The organism is Paenibacillus tritici, assembly GCF_018207515.1.
Taxonomy (GTDB): domain Bacteria; phylum Bacillota; class Bacilli; order Paenibacillales; family Paenibacillaceae; genus Paenibacillus_AQ; species Paenibacillus_AQ tritici.
This window is the reverse complement of sequence record NZ_CP073365.1, coordinates 3307200-3329356: the sequence shown is the minus strand read 5'-3', so window position 1 is coordinate 3329356 and position 22157 is coordinate 3307200. Positions and strand designations below refer to the sequence as shown.

Genomic DNA, 22157 nt, shown 5'->3' with positions numbered 1-22157 from the left:
TAATTGCGCTGAACCTTCGAACTTCCCGCCGCTATCCCCGCACCAGCCGCAGCAGCACATAACCTGTCCACACGCCCAGCAGGTTAAGCAGCAGATCATCAATATCCAGGCTTCCGACATGCAACAACATCTGCAGCAGCTCCAGGAAGGTGATGACTAAGACAGACAGAAGTGTCAGCCGGACAACAGAGCGGTAACCGGAGATCACCAGCGGAAGCAGAATGCCAAAAGGAACAAATACCGCTACATTCCCCAGCAGATTGACCAGCCGGCTTGCATACGATAAGCCGTTGGTCATATCGAAGAATAGACGCACCGTACGAAGCGGTTCAAGATTGTAACGCAGCGGCCCGTCCAGCTGTACGGTCCGTCCGAATCCAACGAACATCCAGTACAGCAGGAATGCGCTATATGTAATCAGCAACAGCCACGCCAGTACCCGGCGTCCGGGCGGCAGCCCCTGCTTACCTGTAGCGGCCTTGCCCTTCCGGCGGCGCGGATGCGTATTAGCGACCACTATCACCTTCAATGATCTCAATGGTACCGTCACTTTTGCCGACAATGGCCATGCTGGCGATCCCGATGAACAAGCCGTGCTCCACTACTCCGGGAATACGCTGGAGAGATAGCGCCAAGTCAGCGGCTGAGGCGATAGCTTCGAACCGGCAGTCCGCAATATAATTGCCGTTATCCGTCTTGTACAGCTCGTCCCCGCTGCGCCGCAGCTCGGGCTTGCAGCCCAGCTTGGCCAGATCAGCGACCGTCCACTCCCAGGCGAACGGCACAATCTCAACCGGCAAAGGGAACTTGCCGAGCGTGGTCACTGCTTTGCTCTCATCGGCCACTACGATCATGCGGGCACTGCCCATGGCTACAATCTTCTCACGCAGCAGTGCGCCGCCTCCGCCCTTGATCAGCTGCAGCGCTCCGTCCAGCTCGTCCGCTCCGTCAATAGTCAGATCCAGACTGTCCACCTCACTGAAGGACACCAGCGGAATGCCCAGCTCACGGGCCTGATCCTCTGATGCCTGTGAAGTAGCTACCGCCGTAATCTTCAACCCTTCGCTTACCCGCTCACCCAGCTTGCGGATGGCCCAGTAGGCAGTAGAGCCTGTACCCAGGCCTACCTTCATTCCGTCCTGCACATATTCGACTGCCTTCTCCGCTGCAAGCTGCTTCACATTGATACTCATTTTATTACCCCCATGTTATCCGTTATAATGAACGATGAGCAGATCCTTAATCCAATACCACACCAGGAGGAATCCGGATGAGAACCGAACACCAAATCCAATCCAAAATTAACGAAATGACGCTTCAGCGCAGATCCCTCGAGTCGCGGCTGGCTCCCTTGCCGTCCGGTGATCCGCAGCGGGCAGCCTTAGATGCCCAGCTTACCCGGCTTGAAGATTTGATTCTAATGCTGGAATGGGTACTAAATGCCCCAACCGGCAAATACCACGCCTGAGTCTGAACCTGCGTTCAGGACAAGCTTTTGCCGTAACACATGCTGTCCGGATCACCTATGTAAGGCCCGAACAGCTCGATTGGCTGATAGCCATGCTTCACATACAGGGCAATGGATTCCGGCTGCTTGATGCCGGTCTCCAGCCTGATCTCCCGGCACCCTGCTGCCATTGCCCGCTCCTCCAGATCCTGCAGCATCCGGCTGGCAATTCCCTGCTTGCGGGAACCCGGATCTACATAGAACCGCTTCAGCTCCATCAGGGAGCTGTGTGTGTCCAGCGGGCGCAGCCCGCCGCAGCCCACCGGCAGTTCATTCACATAAGCGACCACGAAGGTCATTTCCTTCACCTGGGGATCGGAGAAATCCACACCATAGATCATCTCATGCGGATAACGGGATTTCAGATCCTCATCGAGCTGGCCGATCAGTGTTCCCAGATCTGTATGATGCGGATCAACGCGCACGAATGTCACTTCAGTTACAGGGTTCATGCTTGCCCCACTCCTTTATCTCTTCTCTATTGTCTCCAGCACAGCGCCGCTTCAGCTATAAGTGCCCAGCATGGCTTCGTATAACCTGGCATTGTCAGACTCGAAGCAGATGAAGTCGATCTGCCGCAGCGGAAGCTCTGCCGGGTTCTTCCCGCGGATATATTGAATAACGGATTCCAGGGCCGTCTTGCAGGCCAGATCCTTAGGAAAGCTATAAATCCCCGTACTTATATTTGGAAACGCAAGGCTCTGCACGCCATGGGCGCAAGCCAGATCAAGACTGCTCTTATAGCACCTGGACAACACCGCAGCTTCCCCGGCTGTGCCGCCTTTCCAGATCGGCCCCACCGTATGTATGATTCCGCGAAAAGAAAGCTGACCCGCAGTGGTGAGCGCCGCTTCCCCGGGAAGAATGCCGCCCTGCTTGCGGCGGATCACCGCGCATTCTTCGGCAATTCTCGGACCGCCGGCCCGGTGGATTGCCCCGTCTACCCCGCCGCCTCCATACAGGCCGGAATTGGAAGCATTGACAATCATCTCGCCCTGCCAGGCGGTAATATCGCCCTCTTTTACCGAAATTACTACATCCTTAACGGTAATTTGCATGTTCGGCCTCCTCCTTCGCCGCAGTCTCCAGCGCCTTGATCAGTTCCTTCTCCCCCCTGAGGGTGGCCTTTCCCGGAAAAGATAAATGCTCCAGCCGGCCCCCCTGCAGCGCGGCCTGACGGAGATTGCCCAGCATATAATTCTGCGCATCGGATAACACCAGCTCGCCTGTACCGGCGGCAACCCTGCACAGGGCACGGGTCGTTCCCGCCTCTTCCGGCATCGCCTCCGCACCTCCGTCAAGCACAGTGAACTGAAACAGCGGCACCGCTTCCGGCAGCTCTTCATCCGGGGAGAACCTCTGATTATATACAGAATACATCAGATTGCCGGTGTGTGCTCTGGAAGCATCCGTCTCCTGATCAGCAAGGATTCTGCTGTTCTGGTAAGCAATCAGTCCGGCGGTGAACAGCAGAAACAGCACAACTCCCGCAATTAAAGTATACATTACTCTCACCAGCCATTCGCCTGTAATGGACAATACCGCTTCTATATTATCATGGACAGAACTAGCCGTGAATGGTCCTATCGTGTAAAATCAATTTTTTGCCGGGATTCCATAAAGTTATTTTGAGATATTCAAATTAACAGTTGAAACTTCACTTGGCATGTCTCATAATGAAGTGGAGCCTGCTGTTTTGTCAATCCATACGAAATCAAGGGAGGACACCTGGAAATGAAATTTTTCTTGGATACCGGAAATATTGAGGAAATCAAACGTATTACCCGCCTCGGATTAGTGGATGGCGTAACGACGAACCCGTCGCTGATCGCCAAGGAAGGCAGATTGTTTAAGGACGTAATCAAAGAGATCGTAGCGATTGTTCCCGGTCCTGTAAGCGCTGAAGTGATCGGCCTTACGGCAGAAGAGATGCTCAAGGAAGCTTACGAGATCGCTGAATGGGCTCCGAACGTGGTCATCAAGCTGCCTATGACGGAAGATGGTCTGGAAGCCTGCTATGAACTGACCAAAAAAGGCATTAAAACCAACGTAACACTCGTATTCTCCGCTGCGCAAGGCCTCATGGCGGCCAAGGCCGGAGCTACTTATATCAGTCCGTTTGTCGGACGTCTGGATGATATCGGGGTAGACGGCATGAAGCTGATCAAGGATCTGAAGACGATTCTGACCAACTACGGCCTGAAATCCGAGATTATCGCCGCCAGTATCCGCAATATTGCCCATGTGGAGCAAGCTGCGATTGCCGGTGCCCATATTGCTACGATCCCGGGTTCACTTCTGCCATCGCTCTGGAAGCACCCGCTGACAGACAACGGAATCGAACGCTTCCTGAAGGACTGGGAGAAAGTACCGCAGGTCTAAAACAAAAGAAATACCGTTCAAGCCCCCTTCCGCACCAAGCGGAGCGGGGCTTTTTTGTGCGGGTGCGGGTGCGGGTGCGGGTGCGGGTGCGGGTGCGGGTGCGGGTGCGGGTGCGGGTGCGGGTGCGGGTACAAATGCGAGGGCTCCGGCGACAACAGTTGGATTTTCTCCACTTGCTTAAGAGCGGAAGCGAGTTTCTCAGGTATTAGTTGGAAAAACAACACTTAATAGCTGGACTTCCGGCAGAATAGAGGAAATCCTCGAAAATAAATGACGTTTTTCCAACTAATTCCGCCAACCGCTGCAAATCATCTGAATTAAGATACGTTTTTCCAACTATTGCTGCGCCATGCGGAGTGGGCACCATGTACTGCACCACACAGAGCGGGCACTATGTGCTGCATCACGCAGATCGGGCATCATGTGCTTCATTTGCGGAGTCGGCACCATGTGCTGCACCATGCGGAGCGGGCACCATGTGTTGCATCACGCGGAGTGGGCACCATGTGCTGCATCACGCGGAGTGGGGCTTTTTGTTCGTGCGGGTACAAATGCGAGTGCTCCGGCGACAACAGTTGGATTTTCTCCACTTGCTCAGGAGCGGAGGAACGTTTCTCTCAGGAAATAGTTGGAAAAACAACACTTAATTGCTTCACATCCGCCCGATTAGACGGAAATCCTAAAAATAAATGACGTTTTTCCAACTAATTCCGCCAGTCGCAGCAATTTATCTAAATTAAGATACGTTTTTCCAACTAATGTTGCACCATGCGGAGTGGCACCATATGCTGCATCATGCAAAGCGGGCACCATGTGCTGCATCACGCAGATCGGGCATCTGTGCTTCATCATGCAAGCGGGCACTATGTGCTGCACCACACAGAGCGGGCACTATGTGCTGCACCATGCAGTGCGGGCACCATTCACTTTTATGGCACGAATGCGGCTCAAGGGAATAGTTGGTGTATATAACGGGAAGGCACACGCGAACGCCGCCTTGACCATTTTACTTGTTGTAATTATAATTGTCATAACAAGCATTATAAAGGAGCCACTCATTATGAACCCATCCTCTCCTCACCAATTCCTCGGTTTCCTGCTGGGATCTACCCACCGGAGAATCTCGGGCGGCTTCGCCCGGGCCCTGAAGCCCTATGATATTACGCCTGAGCAATGGTCTGTCCTGCTTATGATCTGTGACCAGAGCGGAATCAATCAGAAGGAGGTTGCAGCTGCTGCCGCCAAAGACCAGCCGACAACCGCCAGGATCGTTGAGCTGCTCCTCAAGAAAGGCTTCATCAGCAAATCGACCAACCCGGAGGACCGCAGGGCATTTCAGCTCTACGCTACCGAGGAAGGGAGATCGCTAATCGTAAATACGCTTGAACTGGAGCAGCAGACCATTAACACAGCTGTAGCCGGGCTGAATCCGCAGCAGCTTGAAGACCTCCGCAGCATGCTGGAGCAAATCTATCACAACACCGGCAATCTACATCACGAATAGGAGTCTACTCACTTGAACCCTTCATCCGAACGTCTATGGACTACATCCTTCATCACACTTACCCTCTGTAATCTGCTGCTCTTCCTCGGACTGCAGATGACCTTGTCCACTCTTCCGGCTTATGCAGAAGCAGCCTTGCAGGCTACTCCCGTTCAGGTCAGTCTTGTAACCAGCCTGTTCGCACTCAGCGCCATTGCCTCCCGCCTGTTCTCGGCCAGAGCCATGGAGAAGGGCGGACGCAACCTGCTGATCTTCCTCGGGCTTACCGTTTCACTCGCAGCCGTGACCGGATATTATTTCGCAGGCAGCATCCTTACCCTGCTGCTGCTCCGCATGCTGTTCGGCATAGGCTTCGGAATGGCCAGCACGGCATTCCCGACGATGGCCTCCGATGTCATCCCGATCCGCCGGATGGGTGAGGGCATGGGCTATTTCGGGTTATCCACCAGCCTCGCCATGTCGGCAGGTCCGTTAATCGGACTCAGCCTGCTGCAGGGACCGGGCTTCGGTTCCCTGCTCCTGGGAACGGCTGCCGTACTTGCTCTGATCCTGCCCCTGGGCTTCCGCTTGTCCGCAGCCTTGCCGGCCGGACATCAGGAGCCTCCTGCCGCTCCGGCTGCCGCCCCCGGAGGAGGAGCGTACCGCAGGCTGTTACTTCCCGGCCTGCTCAATTTCCTCTTATCCATCTCTTACGGGGGACTGCTGGGCTTCCTGGCACTCTTCGGGGCAGAAAAGAACCTCCAGCATATCGCGTATTTCTTCCTGTTCAATGCGGTAGCTATCTTAGTGATCCGTCCGCTGTCCGGAAGGATCTACGACCGCTTCGGGCCGGCCGCCCTGCTGATCCCGGGAAGCCTGTTCATCATCGCCGGCCTGCTGCTGCTGTCCTTCGCCTCAACAACAGCGGCATTGTTCCCGGCCGCCTTATGTTACGGCTTCGGCTTCGGCTCCATGCAGCCTGCACTTCAGACCTGGATGATCCAGTCTGTGGAGCCGCGCCAGCGCGGATTAGCCAACGGGATGTTCCTGAACTCGCTGGACCTTGGAGTCGCTATCGGATCCATGCTGCTTGGCGCTGTCGCCATGTACACCAGCTATGCCGTGATGTACCGGTATTCCATCCTGGCCCCGGTTCTGCTGCTCACCGTCTACCTTGCGGTATCGGCTTACCGGCAGGGCCATAAGCGTAAGGCGCCTACGGCGGGAGCGGCAACGCAGCCTTCCGGGGAATAAGCCGCTGCTCAGCATAGCGTCATAACCACAAGAGACCGCCTCGCGTCATACGCGCAGGCGGTCTTATCATTTCAGCAGGTTCAGCAGACGATGGCTCAGTTCGGCGATGTGCCTGCCGTTACAGTATCACGCACCGCAGCAGGAAGGAACGGATTAGGCTGGCCCAGGCTGTAGATATGCAGCAGATGCATCGCCCGGGTACAAGCCGTATAGAACAGCTTGCGCTCATGTTCACGGCCGTATCTCTCCGCCGAGCCGTCATAGATGATCACAGCATCGAACTCGACGCCCTTCGCCAGATATGCGGGAAGCACCAGCGTCCCTTTTTGGAAATTGGGCGTCTCCTTCGTGACCAGCCTTACCGGCAGCCGCTTCTCCAGTTCACTATGCACCTGTGCGCTCTCTTCCGCCGTCTTGCAAATCACGGCTACATAGTGGTAGCCCTGGGCATGAAGGTTCAGCACATCCTGCTCCACGGAGGCCAGCAGATCTGCTTCATTATCCACTACCGTCAAGAGCGGTTCCTCGCCCCTGCGGTTAAAGGGTACGATCTTCTCGCCTCCGGGAATCATCGCCCGGGTGAATTCAACAATCTCATAAGTCGAGCGGTAGCTGCGGGTCAGGGAGATCACCTCGGTGTTCTCTTCACCGTAGATGCTCACAAGTCCCGCCAGGTCTCCAAGCACCTCACCTTGGGCATAGATCGCCTGGTTAAGATCACCCAGCACCGTCATCTTGGCCCGCGGGAACAGCCTGCGCATGAATTCAAGCTGGAACGGCGAGTAATCCTGCACTTCATCAACAATGACATGACGGATCAGCGTATTCGTCCGGAAGCCCTGGCTGAGCTCCTTCAAATACAGAAACGGCGTGGCATCCTCATACGCCAATTCATTGCCGCTGATGGAAGCCAGCGTCTGTTCACAGATCTCGTCCCACGCCTCAGGCAACGGCTGGCGGGTATCCAGACGCTTCATCCATTCGCGGCCCTGGAACAGCCTGCTGTACAGACCCTTCACATCAACGAAGCGTCCGCGTTTGGTCCAGCCGCGCAGCGGCTTCAGCTTCTGGCTCACTACGTAGCGGGCGAGCAGGATTTTCTCCGCCTCATAATCATCGAAGCTGTCGTTATGTCCCCCGCCCTTACGGCGCATCTGATTGTAAGCCCGCTGATAATCGCTGTTGTCCATAAGCTCAATCTGCTCGTCTACCCATGAAGCACTCCGCTCTTCAACGCCGAACGCAGCGATTCTCTTCAGCAGCCAGCCCGTCATCAGCTCGATCCGGTTCGCCAGCTTGATCCCCGGGTCATAGCTGTAGAACTGGCGTTCCATCTCTTCCTTGCCTACAACCGCCCGGCCCTGGAACATCAGCGGCTTGAACAGCATCCCTTCATGCTCCAGCAGGTTCACATAACGCCGGATGGCACCCAGGAAGACCACTGACGATTTATAAGCGATACCTTCTCTGCGTATGGAGGCTTCCGGACCGTCCGGGGCATTCAGCAGACTCTCGGTCTGGCTGAACACATCCTCCAGCTGAAATTCCTGGCCCAGCCGGTGCTCCAGATACATCTGGAAGGTCGTCTGCTGCATATTCTCTTCACCCAGCTCAGGCAGTACGGTAGATACATAGCTGTTGAACAAGGGGTTGGGGGAGAAAAGCAGCATCTGATCTGCCTGAAGCACCTCCCGGTACTTGTAGAGCAGGTAGGCCACCCGCTGCAGCGCCGCTGAAGTCTTCCCGCTTCCGGCGGCTCCCTGCACAACCAGCATCCGGCTTCTGTCATTGCGGATGACCGCGTTCTGCTCCTTCTGGATGGTAGCCACGATGCTCTTCATCCGGTCATCGGCGCTATGGCTCAGTACCTGCTGGAGCAGCTCATCGCCGATAGTTACGCCCGTGTCGAACATGACTTCGATTTCACCGTTGTCGATGACGAATTGGCGTTTGCGCTCCATTGTTCCCTTAATCAGGCCGCCCGGTGTTTCATAAGCGGCCGGTCCCGGCGCGCCGTCATAATACAGGCTGGAGATCGGTGCCCGCCAGTCATAGATCAGGAAGGTCCCGTTATCCTCCATCAATGAACCGATGCCAAGATAGATTTTGTCAGCCGCTTCATCCCCCGGCTCCGAGAAGTCTATCCGGCCGAAGTAGGGGGATACGACCAGCTTTTTATATTTTTTGAGCGCTTTGCTGGACTGCAGATGATGGCGTTCGCGTTCGTTCAGAATCTGGGCCTGCTGCCGCAGACTTGTGGAGGTCTCCCCCAGATCGTCGGGGCTGCTGAAGTTCACTGTAACTTCTTCCCAGAAGTCCTTGCGCATATCCACGACATCCGTGCGGTGGAGCCCAAGCTCCTCCGACAGCAGCCGGATTTGGGTAGACAGCAGTCTGGTGATGCCGTTTACCCGCTCCTGCTCCTTTTGCCACTCGTGATCATGTTTATCCAATGGTTGTCATCCCCTTCATTTCTCATTACAGTTTCTCGCTCAGAACCGCGCTGTCCTTGTCGTCCGCATTCATCCGGTTAATCTGGTCAGCCACCTTATCCAGACGCTCCAGCTGATAGCCGTAGTCATAGATTGCCGCTGCCACCACCGACAGCCGGAGCTGCCCGGATTTCTGCGGATCATAGCCATTAATAGCAGATTTCAAAAACCGTTCATTGTCTTCTCCCAAGAGCTCAGAGTCATTGGCTCCAGGCTTCAGCTTATCCTCGAACTTCAGCAGGATATACTCATGATACTTGATGAGCTGCTCCAGATGCCGGTCGAACAGCTCATCCGTATGCTCCGTACGTTCTGCCTGGAAATAGTGGCGGTCAATCGCCTCAAGCACCTGATAGCCCTTTTGCAGAGAATTCAGCAGGTTTTTGTAGACCACCATCTGCCTCGTCTGACTATATTTAGCCCTGCGGAGCTGCTTCTGCTCTTCCTCGAACAAGGCATACTTGTCAGCCAGCGCCTTAATGGAGCCCTCCAGGCCGTTCTTCTCATCCCGGAACACACTTTCCTTCATTTCATGCGACACCGCCGTCCGCAGCAGCAGCGACAGGCTGGTGAATACTGTCTCTATCTGCTTGATGTACTGCTTACGCGGCTGCGGCGGAAATACGGAAATATTGATAATAAAAGCGGACAGGATTCCTGTCAATGTCAGCAGGAAACGGGTTAACGCGAACTGCCACTGGCCGGACGCCTCCATGACGGAGATAACCGTGACCAGTGTCAGGCCGATGGTATCGGCGCGGTTCATTTTCATGCTGATCATAATCACCAGTATACATACCAGTCCAACCGCAATCGGTTCATTGGACAGCAGCATTCCGCCCAGCAGCGCGATAACCGCCCCCATGGTGCTGGTCTGTATCTGATCCAGGAAATACCTCCATGATCTGTATATGGATGGCTGCATGGCAAAGATTGCCGCAATGGCCGCACCGACAGGAGAGGCGAATTGGAATAGAACGGACAGATAAAGTGCAAGTGTTACGGCCATTCCTGTTTTGAGTATGCGGGCACCAAAAGCCAAATCTATCCCTCCCAAGTAGCTTGATGCTCTGTTTCATAATAAATGCCGGTCTTCATCATTTATGTATATCCTGCAGGCATTCGATTAATCTCTAATATTTGTACACACATTATTACCCATGAAGCGGGCTGGCGAATTTTAGTATGTCTTAAGCCGGGCTTCAGGATTCTTTCAGCTTTCGGGGAATACTGGTTACCAGGCAGCAGCCACAACCACAGAAGAGGTGAATCCATGAACAAGAGCACCCGTACAATCATCGCAGGGGCCACAGCCTTAATGCTTACTATGGCTCCTGCCGCCGCTTATGCAGAGCAGCCGTCCAGAGGACGGGCAACCGCAGCACCGGATTCCATGCATGCCGGCCAAGAGCATCATCATCCCCGCGGCGGGGACCGAAATTTCAGAGCCGGCGGCCATTTCATCCTGAGCGAAACCGCCAAGCTGCTCGGAATCAGCCGTCCGGAGCTGATCGACAGCCTGAAATCCGGCAAAACGCTGAGCGGTCTGGCTCAGGAGAAAAAAGGCTGGAGTGAAGACCAGTATATCCAGAAGCTGAGCGAAGCCGCCAGTCTCAAGCTCGATGAATTCGTCAAGGACGGGAAGCTGACGCAGGAAGACGCCGCCAAGCTGAAGCCGGGCCTACCGCTGCTGATCAAGCGCAGCCTTAGCCGCACAGCCCAGCTTCACCAGATCAAACCTTCGCAGCAGCCTGCTGCAACGAAGTCACCTTAAGGAGTAAAAGCCTGCGGATGCCCGGGAGCTTATTTGCGCCGGGCATCCTTTGTGTTGCGTGGATTCTTCCCCTTGCGTTCCTTATAATTCCGGTAGGCCTCGAATATAGCAGCCGACAGCATCAGCCAGGCCCCGCTCGCGGCATAGCCGCCAATGACATCGCTGGGATAATGCACCCCCAGATAAATCCGGCTCCAGCCGATCCCTCCGGTCATCAGCACCGCGAACAGAATCAGCAGGAACCGTTCGGTCCGGCTATGCATATGCCGCCAGAGCAAGTAGGCTATGACTCCATATAATGAGAAGGCTGCCATAGAATGCCCGCTCGGGAAGCTGTATCCGGCCTGTTCAATCAGCCTGTGGATGCTGGGGCGCTCCCGGTGAAACCACAGCTTCAGCAGCGTGTTCAGCAATTGTGAGCCTAAGCCTACCCATAGAAACAAGGCAAGCTCCAGCCGGTGCTTCAGGGCGAAGAAGAGGATGATCATCGTCAGCAGGGATATCCCGATCGCGAGCTTCGAGGAGCCCACCAGGGATAAGCCTTTGGCCAGCGTAGTCAGCGGCGGGGATTCCATGGATTGAACGAACCGGATAACCGCACGGTCAAAGCCCCCAGCCCCGCCCAGCTTGACCAGTGCCGCAATCACGATAAAGGCCAGCAGGAACCATATAAACCGCCGGAATCCGCGGGACCAGTAATGATAATAAAGCATAACTACCCCCTTGTCTATTTGTCACGCCATATGAACACATTTCCAGGGAAGGTCTATCCCGTGTTATAATATCCTGAGAAATTATTTTATATAAAGATGGAGTGCTGCCAAGTGGAAAGTCTAAAATTGCAGGAACGTTTGTTGAACCAGTGCATCTCAACGAAGATGCCTGTGACGATTTTTACAACGAACGGAGTCAAAATGCAGGGACTGATAACCTCTTATGACGCTTATACAATCACCTTGCAGGGCCAGGGTGACGGAAGACAGAACGTACTCTTCAAGTCGGCAGTCTCAACTGTAGTGCCGCTGAAGCCGGTCTCACTCAAATAAGCAGTCTCCAAGGCGCACATTCTAACCTAGACCTAAGCCGCATAACCGCCAGGAATTCAAAAGGAACACCGGAGCATGATTCCGGTGTTCCTTTTGCCTGTGCCGGCAGATCGCTTAAGGGAAGGCGTCCTGTCGTCTTACGCAGGGAAGACTGCCGGCATCACACATACGGGCTTGGACAGCTCGGCGGTGTGCCCGGTGAAGCTCAGACGGCCGCTGGCAGGCTCCAGCGCGAAGACAACCAGGTTATTGCCGTCCCGGTTAGCCACAATCAGGTAGGCCCCATCCGGGGTAACCGTGAAGTGCCGCGGATGTCCGCCTCTGGTGGATACATGCTCTACCAGGGTTAACCCCGCCGTCAGCGGATCTACTGCATACACCACGATACTGTCATGTCCGCGGTTGGAGCCGTACAGATATCTGCCATCCTTGGAGAACGTAATCTCTGCACAGCTGTTAGAGTCTGCGGGATATCCCTCAGGGAGGGTAGATAAGGTAACTGCCGTCTGGAGCGTACCTGCAGCAGCATCATACAGGAAAGAAGTCACGGTGCTGTTCAATTCATTGATCACATAAGCGGACTTCCCGTCCGGATGGAATACGAAATGGCGCGGTCCCGCCCCATCCTGCAGCTTGGTATCCCCAACAGCTTCAAATGTTTCCGTCTCCTTATTAATCCGGTAGCTGCGAATCAGATCCAGTCCCAGATCAGACACAAACAGATAACGTCCATCCGGACTATAGATAGCTGAATGCGGATGAGGGCGATCCTGGCCCGGGAGCGCTCCCTGCCCGGTATGTACGGCTGTATCCGCCAAGGCTACAGGCAGTCCCTTCTTATCAAGGGTAATTAGTCCGACCGATCCCCCGTGATAGCTGCACACTACAAGATGTTCATTACCGGCATCCCGGTTAATGTTACAGGTTGTCGTCTGGCCTTTGCCTGCCGATGGCATAGTCTGTATCCGTTGCAGCTCAGCAAGCTTACCGGTCTCAGGATCAATAGCGAAGGTTACAACCTCCCCCTCTTTGCCGCCTTCACCATTCGGCTTCTCCCCTATGGCATACAGCTTCAGCCCGGAAGGGTCCACATTCACGAACGTCGGGTTCGTCACGCCTTCTGCGGTAGCCAGCCGCTCAAGAGTCCCCCCTGCTTCACCGTCAAAAGCAAATACCTGGACTCCGCTCTCTTCTGCCGTGGCATAAGAGCCGGTAAATAACAGCAGCTTCGTCTTGTCTTTCATCTGATATTCCTCCTCCAAGTTAAATAGCCATCTATATAATTTACATTTTTTCGTGAGAGATGACAAATGCAACGGAAAAAATGACAAAAAACATTTCAAAAATAAGACTTCTCAAAGCAAACAGAGTATGATATAATGAAAGCGCTAACATTAATGTTATTAATCAAGATAAAGGGGGAACACGAATGAGCAGCCTGCTGGAAGCCAGAAATGTATACGAGGACTTCGAGGTGGAGACAGACATTCTGTTCTTTAAGGTCGGGGACCATGACCTGGTCATTTTTCACGGCAGAAACTACAATATTAAAAAGAGAATGACTGCCGAGCAACTGAACCGCTTATTGTCGAGCAACAGCTATTATCATGTGTACGGGGGCTGCTACGTGAACCTGAATAAGATCAGCTCCATCGAGGATGACTGCATCTACTTCGGTGAAATGGGCCTATATGCCAAGTCTGTACGTGTTCCCAGACGCAAGCAGGAGAATATCCGTCATCTGCTTAAGGGGCTAAGTTCCTAAGGCGGATACATATCCGCAGGTTTCTATATTACAGCCTCTCTCATCAGGCCGGAGCGCACATGGGGAACCATTTGCGGCTCCGGTTTTTCCTGTTTCTTAATGGAATCTTAAAAAGTAATTGTGCTTTTTTATACTTTCTTAAGGTTTGGAATTCTGTTTTCTGGTAAAGTTGTAGAAAGACAGGCACCACCTATATTGAAGGGAGTCATTAATTATAATGGACAAAAAAGATTTCAATGAAAATGAACAGCTTAAAAACGGCCTAACGCCGGAAGAGAATGAGGCTTCTGTAATTAACACGGATGAAGGAATTGAACCTGCAGGAACCGCCCCTGTACCGCAGGAACCGGTACAAGCTGCAACTGAGGGCTCCGGCAAACCGCAGTCCCCAAGAATTGAAGAAAGCGTTCCCGTGATGAATAAGGTTGGCGGCGGGGGTACTCCTCCTTCCACACCTGGTGTATCCGGCGGCGGTAAAGGCTGGATGATTGCCTCCATTCTGCTCGCAGCAGCTTTAATCGTAGTGCTGATTGTACAGCCTTTCCAGAAGGATGACAGCAAAACAGCCGTTGCTACCGTCAACGGAACGGACATCACCAAAGCAGAGCTGTATGATAAATTGGTGGAAGCCGGCGGGGAATCCACCCTGCAGAACCTGATTACTACCACTCTCGTGGGCCAGGAAGCCAAGAAAGCGAACATTAAGGTAACCGATGCAGATATTAATCAGGAAATCGAAGACCTTAAGACTCAGTTCGGCGGCGAGGAAGCTCTGAATAACGCCTTGCAGCAGAGTTCTATGACGATCGAGGATCTGAAGAAGCAAATGCCGCTCCAGGTTGAGATCCGCAAGCTGATTGAACCTAAGATTAAGATTACGGACGAGGATATTTCCAAATATTTCGAAGAGAATAAGGCGAAGTACAATCAGGAAGAGGAAGTACGCGCTTCCCACATCCTGGTGAAGACCAAGGAAGAAGCCGATGCGATTGTGAAGCAGCTTAAAGAAGGCGGAGACTTCGCTGCGCTGGCTCAGGAGAAATCCGCAGATACCGGCTCCAAGGAAAAAGGCGGGGACCTGGACTTCTTCAAACGCGGAGACATGGTTGCCGAATTCTCCGATGCTGCCTTCAAGCTTAAGGTTGGCGAGACCAGCGGTGCTGTGAAGTCGGAATACGGCTACCACATTATCAAGGTTACAGACCGCAAGGAAGCCAAGGAATATACCCTGGCAGAGAAGAAAGACGAGATCAAAAAGACTTTAACGGCACAAAAAGTGTCTGAGATGTCTGCTACCTGGTTGGCTGATTTGAACAAGAATTCCAAGATTACAAATACGCTGACTGATAAGCCGGATGCTTCAACAGCTCCAGCAGAATCTGGCGCACCGGATGCCAGTGCAGATCCTGCTGCTGCTACAGAAGCTCCAGCCAAGTAATAAATGATTTACCGCAACATATAGGCGCAAAGAGGACAAGCGGATCACCGCTTGTCCTCTTTACTTATGCACGTATTGTAGCCTGAGCTTAACAGGTAGGAACAGCGTCAATGCTCCTTTTTGCGGATCTGCTTATCGTGATTCTCGCCCCACTCTTTGGCTTGTGCGGTGGCAATAGCGATCGCCCGCCCCTCCTCATATCCATCCTCCAGCAGCGCATTTGCAATCTCCACCGCTTTATTGCGTACAGGCGCCGTGAAATTCTTCAGTGAATCCGGATAGTTCTCCTTGTTCCATGGCATATCAAAAACCTCCTTGATTTGGCTATAGTTATACTTAGCCGGATCAAGGAGGTTCTAAACTGCTTTGTGTAAGGTTACCTTATTTGATGACTTTTACCCGTTCTTCAATCGGCTGGAATTCCTTCTCGCCTGGAGGGGTCAAGGTCTTGCCGAATGGCATTTGCGCAATCAGCTTCCACTCTGCCGGAATACCAAAGGTTGCCTTCACTTCATCGTCAATCAGCGGGTTGTAGTGCTGAAGGGAAGCACCCAGGCCTGCTTCGGCAAAGGCTGTCCATACTACAAACTGCAGAATCCCCGAGGATTGGTTGGCCCAAATCGGGAAGTTCTCTGCATACAGTGCAAAGTTCTCCTGCAGATGCTTCACAACTGCCTGATCTTCAAAGAACAGCACGGAGCCGTATCCCGCCTTGAAGGAGGACAGCTTCTGGGCGGTGCCTTCGAATTGTTCCGTAGGTACGATTTTACGTAAAGTTTCTGCAGTGATATCCCACAGCTTATCATGTTGTTCTCCCAGCAGCACTACAGCTCTGGAGCTTTGGGAGTTGAAGGAAGTTGGGCTATGTAATACGGCCTCTTCAACGATTTTCTGGATCTGTTCATCAGAGATCGGGGATTCCTTGCTGATCGCATATATGGAACGTCTGCCTTTTACCGCTTCAAAAAAAGTTTTCGACATAAAATAACTACCTCCATTTAATTAAGTAAATTACTTTTTTAAAGCATAACACTTTTCCTACCTGAATACAATACATATTCACATTTCCTTTGAGGAACTATTGATATACCCGCTCTTAGTGTCGCTGGATTCGTTCTATTTATACATCTTCCACTATTTTCTATAAGCCATTCATGAGGATTAGAAACAGCCGGCCGGCTTTTCGTATATACAACCGGACAATAAATACGCTACAATGATTCAGCAAAAATACAGAAAGAAGGTCAAGCCATGCGCGCTTCACTCCATAAAGGTACTGCTAAAACTGTGAAACTCACCTTCATCATGCTGTTGTCTTCACTCTTCATACTCAGCGGGTGCAAAGACAAAGACACCACTTCGCCATCCTTGAATGCTGTTCCGGCGGCGGCTGAGGCCCGCACAGATTCTACACAGCCCGTCCCCTTCTGGATCGCCACAGATACTCATTTCCTGGATAAAGCCCTTGAGGATGGCGGCCAGGCCTTCCAGACCTACGTCACGGGCGGGGACGGTAAAATGCTTCCCTACAGCGATGAGCTGACCGAAGCTCTCGTCCGCGATGTGGAACACAAGAAACCCGCCTTCCTGATTCTGAGCGGCGATCTCACCAATAACGGTGAGGCGGATAGTCACAAGGAGCTGGCTGCAAAGCTGCACCGCATGGAAGCTGCGGGGACCTCTGTCTATGTAATCCCGGGTAACCATGATATCAATAATCCGTGGGCCAGATCATTCGACGGGGACAAGCAGGTAGTTGCCCCGCACATCAATATGGAGGATTTCCTGCGGATCTACGCTGATTTCGGATATCATGAGGCGGTCTCGCGGGATAAGGACAGCTTAAGTTATGTCGTGAAGGCGGCTCCCGGCCTATGGCTGCTTATGATGGACAGTGCCCAATATGCGCATAATGAAGAATATAATTTCCCGCAGACCGATGGGCGCATCCTGCCGTCCACCTTGTCGTGGATAGATGAGCAAGTGAAGCTGGCCGCACAGGAACACGCCTCCATACTTACAGTGATGCATCATAATCTGCTGAGCCATACGTCTATGGCTGTATCCGGGTTCAAGCTGAATAACAGCCAGGAGACGATGAAGGCTTTTCGCAGGGATGGTCTGAATCTGGTATTGTCCGGGCATATTCATATGCAGGATATCCGCCGTGATCCTCCCGCAGATTCGATAGATCCCGCCTTGCCTGTATATGATATTGCAACCAGCGCAATGGCGGTTAACCCGCATCAGTACGGCAGCATGACCTTCGATCCTTCTTCCCGGGCAGTCACCTACCATACGGCAGTCGTGGATGTCGAAGGCTGGGCCAAGGCTAACAACAAGACTGATCCGCACCTGCTGAACTTCAAATCGTATGCGGAAGAGATTTTTGCAGAGAATTCTTACGCGAAGGCCATGAGCAGGCTGAAGGAGAGCAGCTTCACCGAAGCCCAGAAGCAAGCCATGGCTGAGGTGATGTCGAAGCTGAATGTGAAATATTTTGCCGGGAATGCCGCTGATTCGCTGGAGGAGATCCGGGCGATGCCGGGTTACAAGCTGTGGGAGAGTATGGAGGGCGGCTTCATGTCCGGGTACATCCGCAGTATGGCGGAACATGCAGAGCTGAGCAATGTCTCGCTGGAAATGGTTCTGACTACACAATAGGTGATTCTAAGAATCGAAGGAGAAGATATGCTTATGACAGAATCTCACAGGACTCCCAGCACCATTCCGCCCGCTGCACCCGCTATAACCACCATCCAAGGCGGCAGCTTCCAGAAGACCAGCATCACAAATAGGATGACGGCCAAGGCGAAATCCATAGGCTCCAAGATCGCTGTAGTCCATAGGGGGTCATACAAGGCAGCAAGCAGAATTCCAACAACTGCGGCATTGATGCCAACCAAGGCTCCTTGAATCTTCGGGCTTCTTCTTAAGCTGTTCCAAAAGGGCAATGCACCGATAACCAGCAGAAAGGCTGGCAGGAAAATGGCCAACGTTGCAATAATTGCCCCGGATACACCACCCGTCATAGCCCCAAGGTAACCTGCAAAGGTGAACAACGGGCCTGGAACGGCCTGCGTGGCCCCGTAGCCTGCTAGAAAGTCCGCTTGGCTTACCCAGCCTGTGGGAACTACCTCTTGCTCCAGAAGCGGAAGGACGACATGTCCGCCGCCGAATACCAGAGCACCGGAACGATAAAAGCTGTCAACGATCGCCAATCCTCCCGTCTCAGCTGAGCCTCTGAGGAGCGGGAGAGCTACGAGTAATCCAACAAACAAAGCTAAACACCCCATAGCAAAGGACCGGCGGATGGGTATATGAAGAGTCGTCAGACCTTCTGCTGTGTGGTGACGATACAGCCATATCCCGACTAAGCCCGCAGCCGCAATCATGAGGATCTGACTGTAGGCGGTTTGCCAGGATAATGTAATCGCTGCTGTAATAACGGCAATGGTTACTCTTTCCCGGTCAGGCGTCAGTTTGTGCCCCATTCCCAGAACAGCCTGGGCGACAATCGCTACAGCTACGATCTTCAGACCATGAATCCAGCCTGCACTGGCGATATCATAACCTTGCAGCACCAAGGCAAATGCAACCAGCGCAAGGACAGAAGGCAAAGTGAACCCCAGCCAAGCCACGATACCGCCCAGCACCCCTGCTCTCACCACACCGATGCCAATTCCCACCTGACTGCTCGCCGGACCCGGGAGAAACTGGCAGAGCGCCACCAGATCAGCATAACTCCGCTCATCCATCCATTTTCGGCGCCGGATGTACTCATTATGAAAGTAACCCAGATGGGCTATAGGTCCGCCGAAGGAAGTAAGACCTAATTTCGCAGATACAACCAGCACTTCTAATAGGGCGCCAGCCTTCCCCTTCTGCTCCACCGATACCACCTGCTCATCCGCTTCCATCTCTATGGCTCCCTTGCTGTTGAAATGTAAACCTCCTCTCAGTCTATCAATCCTGATCAAGAACTTGATTAAACGCAGTGCAGCGTAAGGTAAAATAATTTATGCTTCATTCCGGCCCTTCATATGCTCGATATGCGAGACTCCCCAATCGTTCAATACCTGCAGGACGCTGCTTAACCCTCTGCCGTATTCCGAGATCGAGTATTCGACCTTCGGCGGAATCTGGTGATACACCTCGCGGTGTACAATATCGTTATATTCCAGCTCTCTTAATTGTTGGGTGAGCATCTTTTTATTAATCTCCGGGATGGACTTCTGAAGCTCGCCGAATCTCATGGTGCCGTTAGTAATAAGCTGCAGCAGAATGACAGGTTTCCATTTCCCGATTAGAATATCCAGCGCCGATTCGAACTTACAATACTTTTCCATAACTCCCCCCGCTCCTTTAACGGTCTATGGTTACTTTTAATAGACCAGGTTTATTAAAAGTGCCTACTTCCTTAAGAACTATCTCTGCGGCTATTATACCAGTACCGGGCAGGAAAAACGTAATCAGGAGGAGTTATTCATGAATATTGCATTATGGATTGTTCAGGGTATTGCAGCAGTTGGTTTCATCTATTCCGGTTGGCTAAAAGCCGTTCAATATGAGCAGGCGAAACGCTCCTGGGGCTGGGTAACCGATGTTCCCCGCGCATTAGTCACCTTGATTGGAGTAGCCGAGCTGCTCGGCGCAACGGGAATCATCCTTCCCTATGCGCTCAATATCATGCCCGTGCTGACGCCGGTTGCCGCAACCGCGCTTGCGTTGGTTGTGGCTAGCGGAGCTGTGTTCCACATCCAGCGTAAGGAGTACCGGGAGATCGCTGTGAATCTCGTCTTCATCGTATTGGCTGTGGTTGTGGCGGTGGGCCGGTGGTAAAGCATCATTGGTCATAAATCAAGGACAGACAGGCTCTTTAACCGGTCGATCAGCTGTCGCAGGCCTGGTTCATTCTTGGAATATGGCCGGACATCCTCTCCGAGCTGCTGATCGACCTGTTGTCTTGTAAAGGTATAAGCAGCGGTTACGCCATCATATTCTCCTGTGTTATCAGCCACCACATTATTAATAATGCCGACGTTATCAATCAGGCTGAAGAGCAGAATGGAATTCCAGTATAAAAGCTCACCGCTTAATGCTCCATCCTTCATCATTCCGGCAGCTTCCTTCATGGAGTAATGGATCGTTAGTTCATACGGCTGAGAGCCTGTTTTTAGTTCGATACCTGCACCTTCTACCCCTGCCGGTAAAGGCAAGTCGTTGATGAGAGCTACCACCTTACTATTATCTCCCACATACATGGTTCTGTTCTCCAGAAGCCGGTCTACGGCATATCCCGAATATAGCGGCTGCGAAGCGGTCTGCACAGGCTTAGGGTTAGCTATACATCCTATTATCAAGATCATAACCGCAATCGTAGAGACGGCAACTCTCCGGGAAGTGGGCTGACGGTACGCGAGAATATGCTTGATTCTGGCCTTCACACTGCTCTCTCCAAAAGCAAGCGGACTGCCGGTTACGAGACCGCTTCTGCGGACCGAAAACCCAAGCAGGGAACCCGAATAGCTGCCTCTAATCTGCGGACCCAGCTTCTTGATAACTGCTTCATCGCAGGACATCTCCATATCTTTACTCATGAGCGCATACGACAGCCACATCAGCGGATTGAACCAATGGAGAATCACCAGCAGGTACATTAAAGGTTTAATCAGATAATCCCGCCTGCGAATATGGGTCTGCTCGTGCAGCAGGATATAGGACAACTCCTGTTCGCTTACTCCGGCCGGAATGTATATCCGCGGCTTCACGAATCCGCATACGAAGGGTGTAGTGATCTGATCTGTTTCAAAAATATGATCCTTCACAAGTGTTGCCGTACGGACTCTCCGCAATATTCTCATGTAGGAGATAACACTATAGAATAGCAATGCTATAACACCTGCCAGCCAGATCATACTTCCCGACCACAAGATCACCTGCATTGAATTTGTACTTGCTGCCGGAGCTGCAGCCGGAAGAAGATTATTGATTAAGCTTCCAGCACTATCTAGTCCAGTGTCCACAGCAGGCTGCGGCTGCAGCCCGATATTATGCGGAACAAATTCCATAACCCCCGTGCCCGATTGGCTCGCAGGCCGTATAAGCCGCAGAATACTGAAGCTTGCAGTGAAGCTGACAGGAATGACCAGCCTGATCATTACAGCCGACCACAGAATATAGGAGAACACCTTAGGGACACGCCGCAGAATGACTCTTGCCAGCATTACAGCGACGGCCACATAACTGGCTGTAATACTCATGTTCAGAATGTTGACCCACAGGTTCGTCATTGGGAGGCCTCCTCAATAATCTTTTTCAGCTCAGCCGCCTCCTTCGCAGATAATTTCTTGTCCCCAAGGAAAGCGGCCAAAAACTGCGGTAAAGACCCGTCAAAGGCTTTATCTACAACCGTCTGACTCTCATATCGCTGCGCCTCTGACTTGGGGATGATGGCAGTCACGATCGCTTCCTCATTCCTGAGAATTCCACGCTCGCACAGCTTTCTTAGTACGGTATATGTAGTGGACTTCTTCCAGCCAAGCTTGGATAGACTTAACTTCACCAGCTCTGTAGAATTAATGGGCTCATGATCCCAGATCAGACATGCGAATTTATACTCAGCATCGAATAATTTGTAGGGCTCCATCCTGATCACTCCTTATAAGTTTATTGTAGTAGACCTTATGATGTTAAGTCTATTGCAGTAAACCTAAGTTGTCAAGGCTGGGTTTAGTGGTAATACTTGGGCATCAATGTGAGGTCTCCTCAATGGCAAGCAGGTGGAATAATGTATCTTAATTTACCGTTTTCATCGGATAATCGGCAAGCAAGTGGAAAAAGAGCATCTAATACTGTTAGTTCCCCCCCTTTGGGTTGAATGGTGATTCATTAAGTGCTGTTTATACAACTGCTGTCCCGCCAGGAGCCATCCCTGCTTCAGCAAGTGGAGAAAATCCAACTACTTCCCCCTTACCTTCTGCCCATTTCCGTGGCACCAGCTCCAGATCCTTCAA

General features: G+C 52.5%; 26 protein-coding genes. 10 read left to right on the top strand and 16 right to left on the bottom strand.

What is annotated here, in order from left to right:
* Window positions 1-31 precede the first annotated feature (31 nt).
* Window positions 32-538 (bottom strand): VanZ family protein, encoded by a 507-nt coding sequence (locus KDC22_RS13990; RefSeq protein ID WP_246553560.1) that lies wholly within the window; start codon window positions 536-538, stop codon window positions 32-34.
* Window positions 507-1193, bottom strand: coding sequence for a ribose-5-phosphate isomerase RpiA (gene rpiA / locus KDC22_RS13985; RefSeq protein ID WP_281425010.1), 687 nt, complete (start codon window positions 1191-1193; stop codon window positions 507-509). Before rpiA ends, KDC22_RS13990 begins: the two co-directional genes overlap by 32 nt.
* A 77-nt stretch (window positions 1194-1270) precedes the next feature.
* On the opposite strand from rpiA, the gene KDC22_RS13980 reads away from it, so the two are divergent.
* Window positions 1271-1468, top strand: a complete 198-nt coding sequence (locus KDC22_RS13980) for a hypothetical protein (protein WP_173126453.1) — start codon at window positions 1271-1273, stop codon at window positions 1466-1468.
* A 14-nt stretch (window positions 1469-1482) separates the two neighbouring features.
* On the opposite strand, the gene KDC22_RS13975 is transcribed toward KDC22_RS13980, so the two are convergent.
* Genes KDC22_RS13975 through KDC22_RS13965 form a run of 3 tightly spaced genes read right to left on the bottom strand, consistent with a single transcriptional unit; the run spans window position 1483 to window position 3013 of the window.
* Entirely contained in the window at window positions 1483-1959 is a 477-nt protein-coding gene (locus KDC22_RS13975; protein ID WP_211723468.1) for a GNAT family N-acetyltransferase, read from the bottom strand.
* A gap of 51 nt (window positions 1960-2010) precedes the next feature.
* The gene (locus tag KDC22_RS13970) at window positions 2011-2565 is read right to left on the bottom strand and encodes a macro domain-containing protein (RefSeq protein WP_173126447.1); all 555 of its coding nucleotides are present in this window, start codon (window positions 2563-2565) and stop codon (window positions 2011-2013) included.
* On the bottom strand, window positions 2549-3013 hold the full coding sequence (locus KDC22_RS13965; protein WP_173126444.1) for a hypothetical protein: 465 nt from the start codon (window positions 3011-3013) through the stop codon (window positions 2549-2551). Before KDC22_RS13965 ends, KDC22_RS13970 begins: the two co-directional genes overlap by 17 nt.
* Window positions 3014-3241: 228 nt before the next feature.
* On the opposite strand from KDC22_RS13965, the gene fsa reads away from it, so the two are divergent.
* Window positions 3242-3889, top strand: coding sequence for a fructose-6-phosphate aldolase (gene fsa / locus KDC22_RS13960; protein WP_042213033.1), 648 nt, complete (start codon window positions 3242-3244; stop codon window positions 3887-3889).
* A 666-nt stretch (window positions 3890-4555) separates the two neighbouring features.
* On the opposite strand, the gene KDC22_RS13955 is transcribed toward fsa, so the two are convergent.
* Window positions 4556-4741: a hypothetical protein gene (locus tag KDC22_RS13955; RefSeq protein WP_211723467.1), complete on the bottom strand. Its 186-nt coding sequence runs from the start codon at window positions 4739-4741 to the stop codon at window positions 4556-4558.
* A 208-nt stretch (window positions 4742-4949) separates the two neighbouring features.
* Between KDC22_RS13955 and KDC22_RS13950 the strand changes: the two genes are divergently transcribed.
* A complete protein-coding gene (locus tag KDC22_RS13950) occupies window positions 4950-5393 on the top strand; it encodes a MarR family winged helix-turn-helix transcriptional regulator (protein ID WP_211723466.1) in 444 nt (147 codons plus the stop codon).
* 12 nt (window positions 5394-5405) lie between these two features.
* Entirely contained in the window at window positions 5406-6626 is a 1221-nt protein-coding gene (locus KDC22_RS13945; protein ID WP_211723465.1) for an MFS transporter, read from the top strand.
* Window positions 6627-6721: 95 nt separating this feature from the next.
* On the opposite strand, the gene helD is transcribed toward KDC22_RS13945, so the two are convergent.
* A complete protein-coding gene (gene helD, locus KDC22_RS13940; protein WP_211723464.1) occupies window positions 6722-9079 on the bottom strand; it encodes an RNA polymerase recycling motor HelD in 2358 nt (785 codons plus the stop codon).
* Window positions 9080-9104: 25 nt separating this feature from the next.
* Window positions 9105-10160, bottom strand: coding sequence for an FUSC family protein (locus tag KDC22_RS13935; RefSeq protein WP_173126431.1), 1056 nt, complete (start codon window positions 10158-10160; stop codon window positions 9105-9107).
* Window positions 10161-10391: 231 nt separating this feature from the next.
* Between KDC22_RS13935 and KDC22_RS13930 the strand changes: the two genes are divergently transcribed.
* On the top strand, window positions 10392-10892 hold the full coding sequence (locus tag KDC22_RS13930; protein ID WP_211723463.1) for a hypothetical protein: 501 nt from the start codon (window positions 10392-10394) through the stop codon (window positions 10890-10892).
* A 29-nt stretch (window positions 10893-10921) separates the two neighbouring features.
* On the opposite strand, the gene KDC22_RS13925 is transcribed toward KDC22_RS13930, so the two are convergent.
* The gene (locus tag KDC22_RS13925) at window positions 10922-11605 is read right to left on the bottom strand and encodes a phosphatase PAP2 family protein (protein ID WP_211723462.1); all 684 of its coding nucleotides are present in this window, start codon (window positions 11603-11605) and stop codon (window positions 10922-10924) included.
* A 111-nt stretch (window positions 11606-11716) separates the two neighbouring features.
* Here KDC22_RS13925 and hfq point away from each other — a divergent pair, with 111 nt between their 5' ends.
* Window positions 11717-11938: an RNA chaperone Hfq gene (gene hfq, locus KDC22_RS13920; RefSeq protein WP_173126423.1), complete on the top strand. Its 222-nt coding sequence runs from the start codon at window positions 11717-11719 to the stop codon at window positions 11936-11938.
* 137 nt (window positions 11939-12075) lie between these two features.
* Here the strand turns inward: hfq and KDC22_RS13915 are convergent, their stop codons facing one another.
* A complete protein-coding gene (locus KDC22_RS13915; protein ID WP_211723461.1) occupies window positions 12076-13182 on the bottom strand; it encodes a lactonase family protein in 1107 nt (368 codons plus the stop codon).
* Window positions 13183-13367: 185 nt separating this feature from the next.
* Here KDC22_RS13915 and KDC22_RS13910 point away from each other — a divergent pair, with 185 nt between their 5' ends.
* Together KDC22_RS13910 and KDC22_RS13905 are read left to right on the top strand one after the other, a co-directional pair.
* Window positions 13368-13703, top strand: coding sequence for a LytTR family transcriptional regulator DNA-binding domain-containing protein (locus tag KDC22_RS13910; RefSeq protein WP_173126417.1), 336 nt, complete (start codon window positions 13368-13370; stop codon window positions 13701-13703).
* Between the two features lie 217 nt (window positions 13704-13920).
* The gene (locus KDC22_RS13905; protein WP_211723460.1) at window positions 13921-15141 is read left to right on the top strand and encodes a peptidylprolyl isomerase; all 1221 of its coding nucleotides are present in this window, start codon (window positions 13921-13923) and stop codon (window positions 15139-15141) included.
* A 107-nt stretch (window positions 15142-15248) separates the two neighbouring features.
* Here KDC22_RS13905 and KDC22_RS13900 read toward each other — a convergent pair whose 3' ends face one another.
* Window positions 15249-15443: a DUF2188 domain-containing protein gene (locus KDC22_RS13900; RefSeq protein WP_173126411.1), complete on the bottom strand. Its 195-nt coding sequence runs from the start codon at window positions 15441-15443 to the stop codon at window positions 15249-15251.
* A gap of 79 nt (window positions 15444-15522) precedes the next feature.
* A complete protein-coding gene (locus KDC22_RS13895; protein ID WP_173126409.1) occupies window positions 15523-16122 on the bottom strand; it encodes a nitroreductase family protein in 600 nt (199 codons plus the stop codon).
* Between the two features lie 324 nt (window positions 16123-16446).
* On the opposite strand from KDC22_RS13895, the gene KDC22_RS13890 reads away from it, so the two are divergent.
* On the top strand, window positions 16447-17805 hold the full coding sequence (locus tag KDC22_RS13890; RefSeq protein ID WP_211723459.1) for a metallophosphoesterase: 1359 nt from the start codon (window positions 16447-16449) through the stop codon (window positions 17803-17805).
* 44 nt (window positions 17806-17849) lie between these two features.
* Here the strand turns inward: KDC22_RS13890 and KDC22_RS13885 are convergent, their stop codons facing one another.
* Both KDC22_RS13885 and KDC22_RS13880 read right to left on the bottom strand, forming a co-directional pair.
* Entirely contained in the window at window positions 17850-19061 is a 1212-nt protein-coding gene (locus tag KDC22_RS13885) for a chromate transporter (RefSeq protein WP_211723458.1), read from the bottom strand.
* Between the two features lie 99 nt (window positions 19062-19160).
* Window positions 19161-19490 carry a winged helix-turn-helix transcriptional regulator gene (locus KDC22_RS13880; RefSeq protein WP_173126390.1) on the bottom strand — a complete coding sequence of 110 codons (330 nt, stop codon included), beginning with the start codon at window positions 19488-19490 and terminating at the stop codon, window positions 19161-19163.
* Between the two features lie 139 nt (window positions 19491-19629).
* On the opposite strand from KDC22_RS13880, the gene KDC22_RS13875 reads away from it, so the two are divergent.
* Complete coding sequence (locus KDC22_RS13875) at window positions 19630-19983, top strand: DoxX family protein (protein ID WP_211723457.1); 354 nt, start codon at window positions 19630-19632, stop codon at window positions 19981-19983.
* 11 nt (window positions 19984-19994) lie between these two features.
* Here KDC22_RS13875 and KDC22_RS13870 read toward each other — a convergent pair whose 3' ends face one another.
* Complete coding sequence (locus KDC22_RS13870) at window positions 19995-21434, bottom strand: M56 family metallopeptidase (RefSeq protein ID WP_211723456.1); 1440 nt, start codon at window positions 21432-21434, stop codon at window positions 19995-19997.
* Window positions 21431-21790: a BlaI/MecI/CopY family transcriptional regulator gene (locus KDC22_RS13865; RefSeq protein WP_211723455.1), complete on the bottom strand. Its 360-nt coding sequence runs from the start codon at window positions 21788-21790 to the stop codon at window positions 21431-21433. The genes KDC22_RS13870 and KDC22_RS13865 overlap by 4 nt, the downstream gene beginning before the upstream one ends.
* Window positions 21791-22157 lie beyond the last annotated feature (367 nt).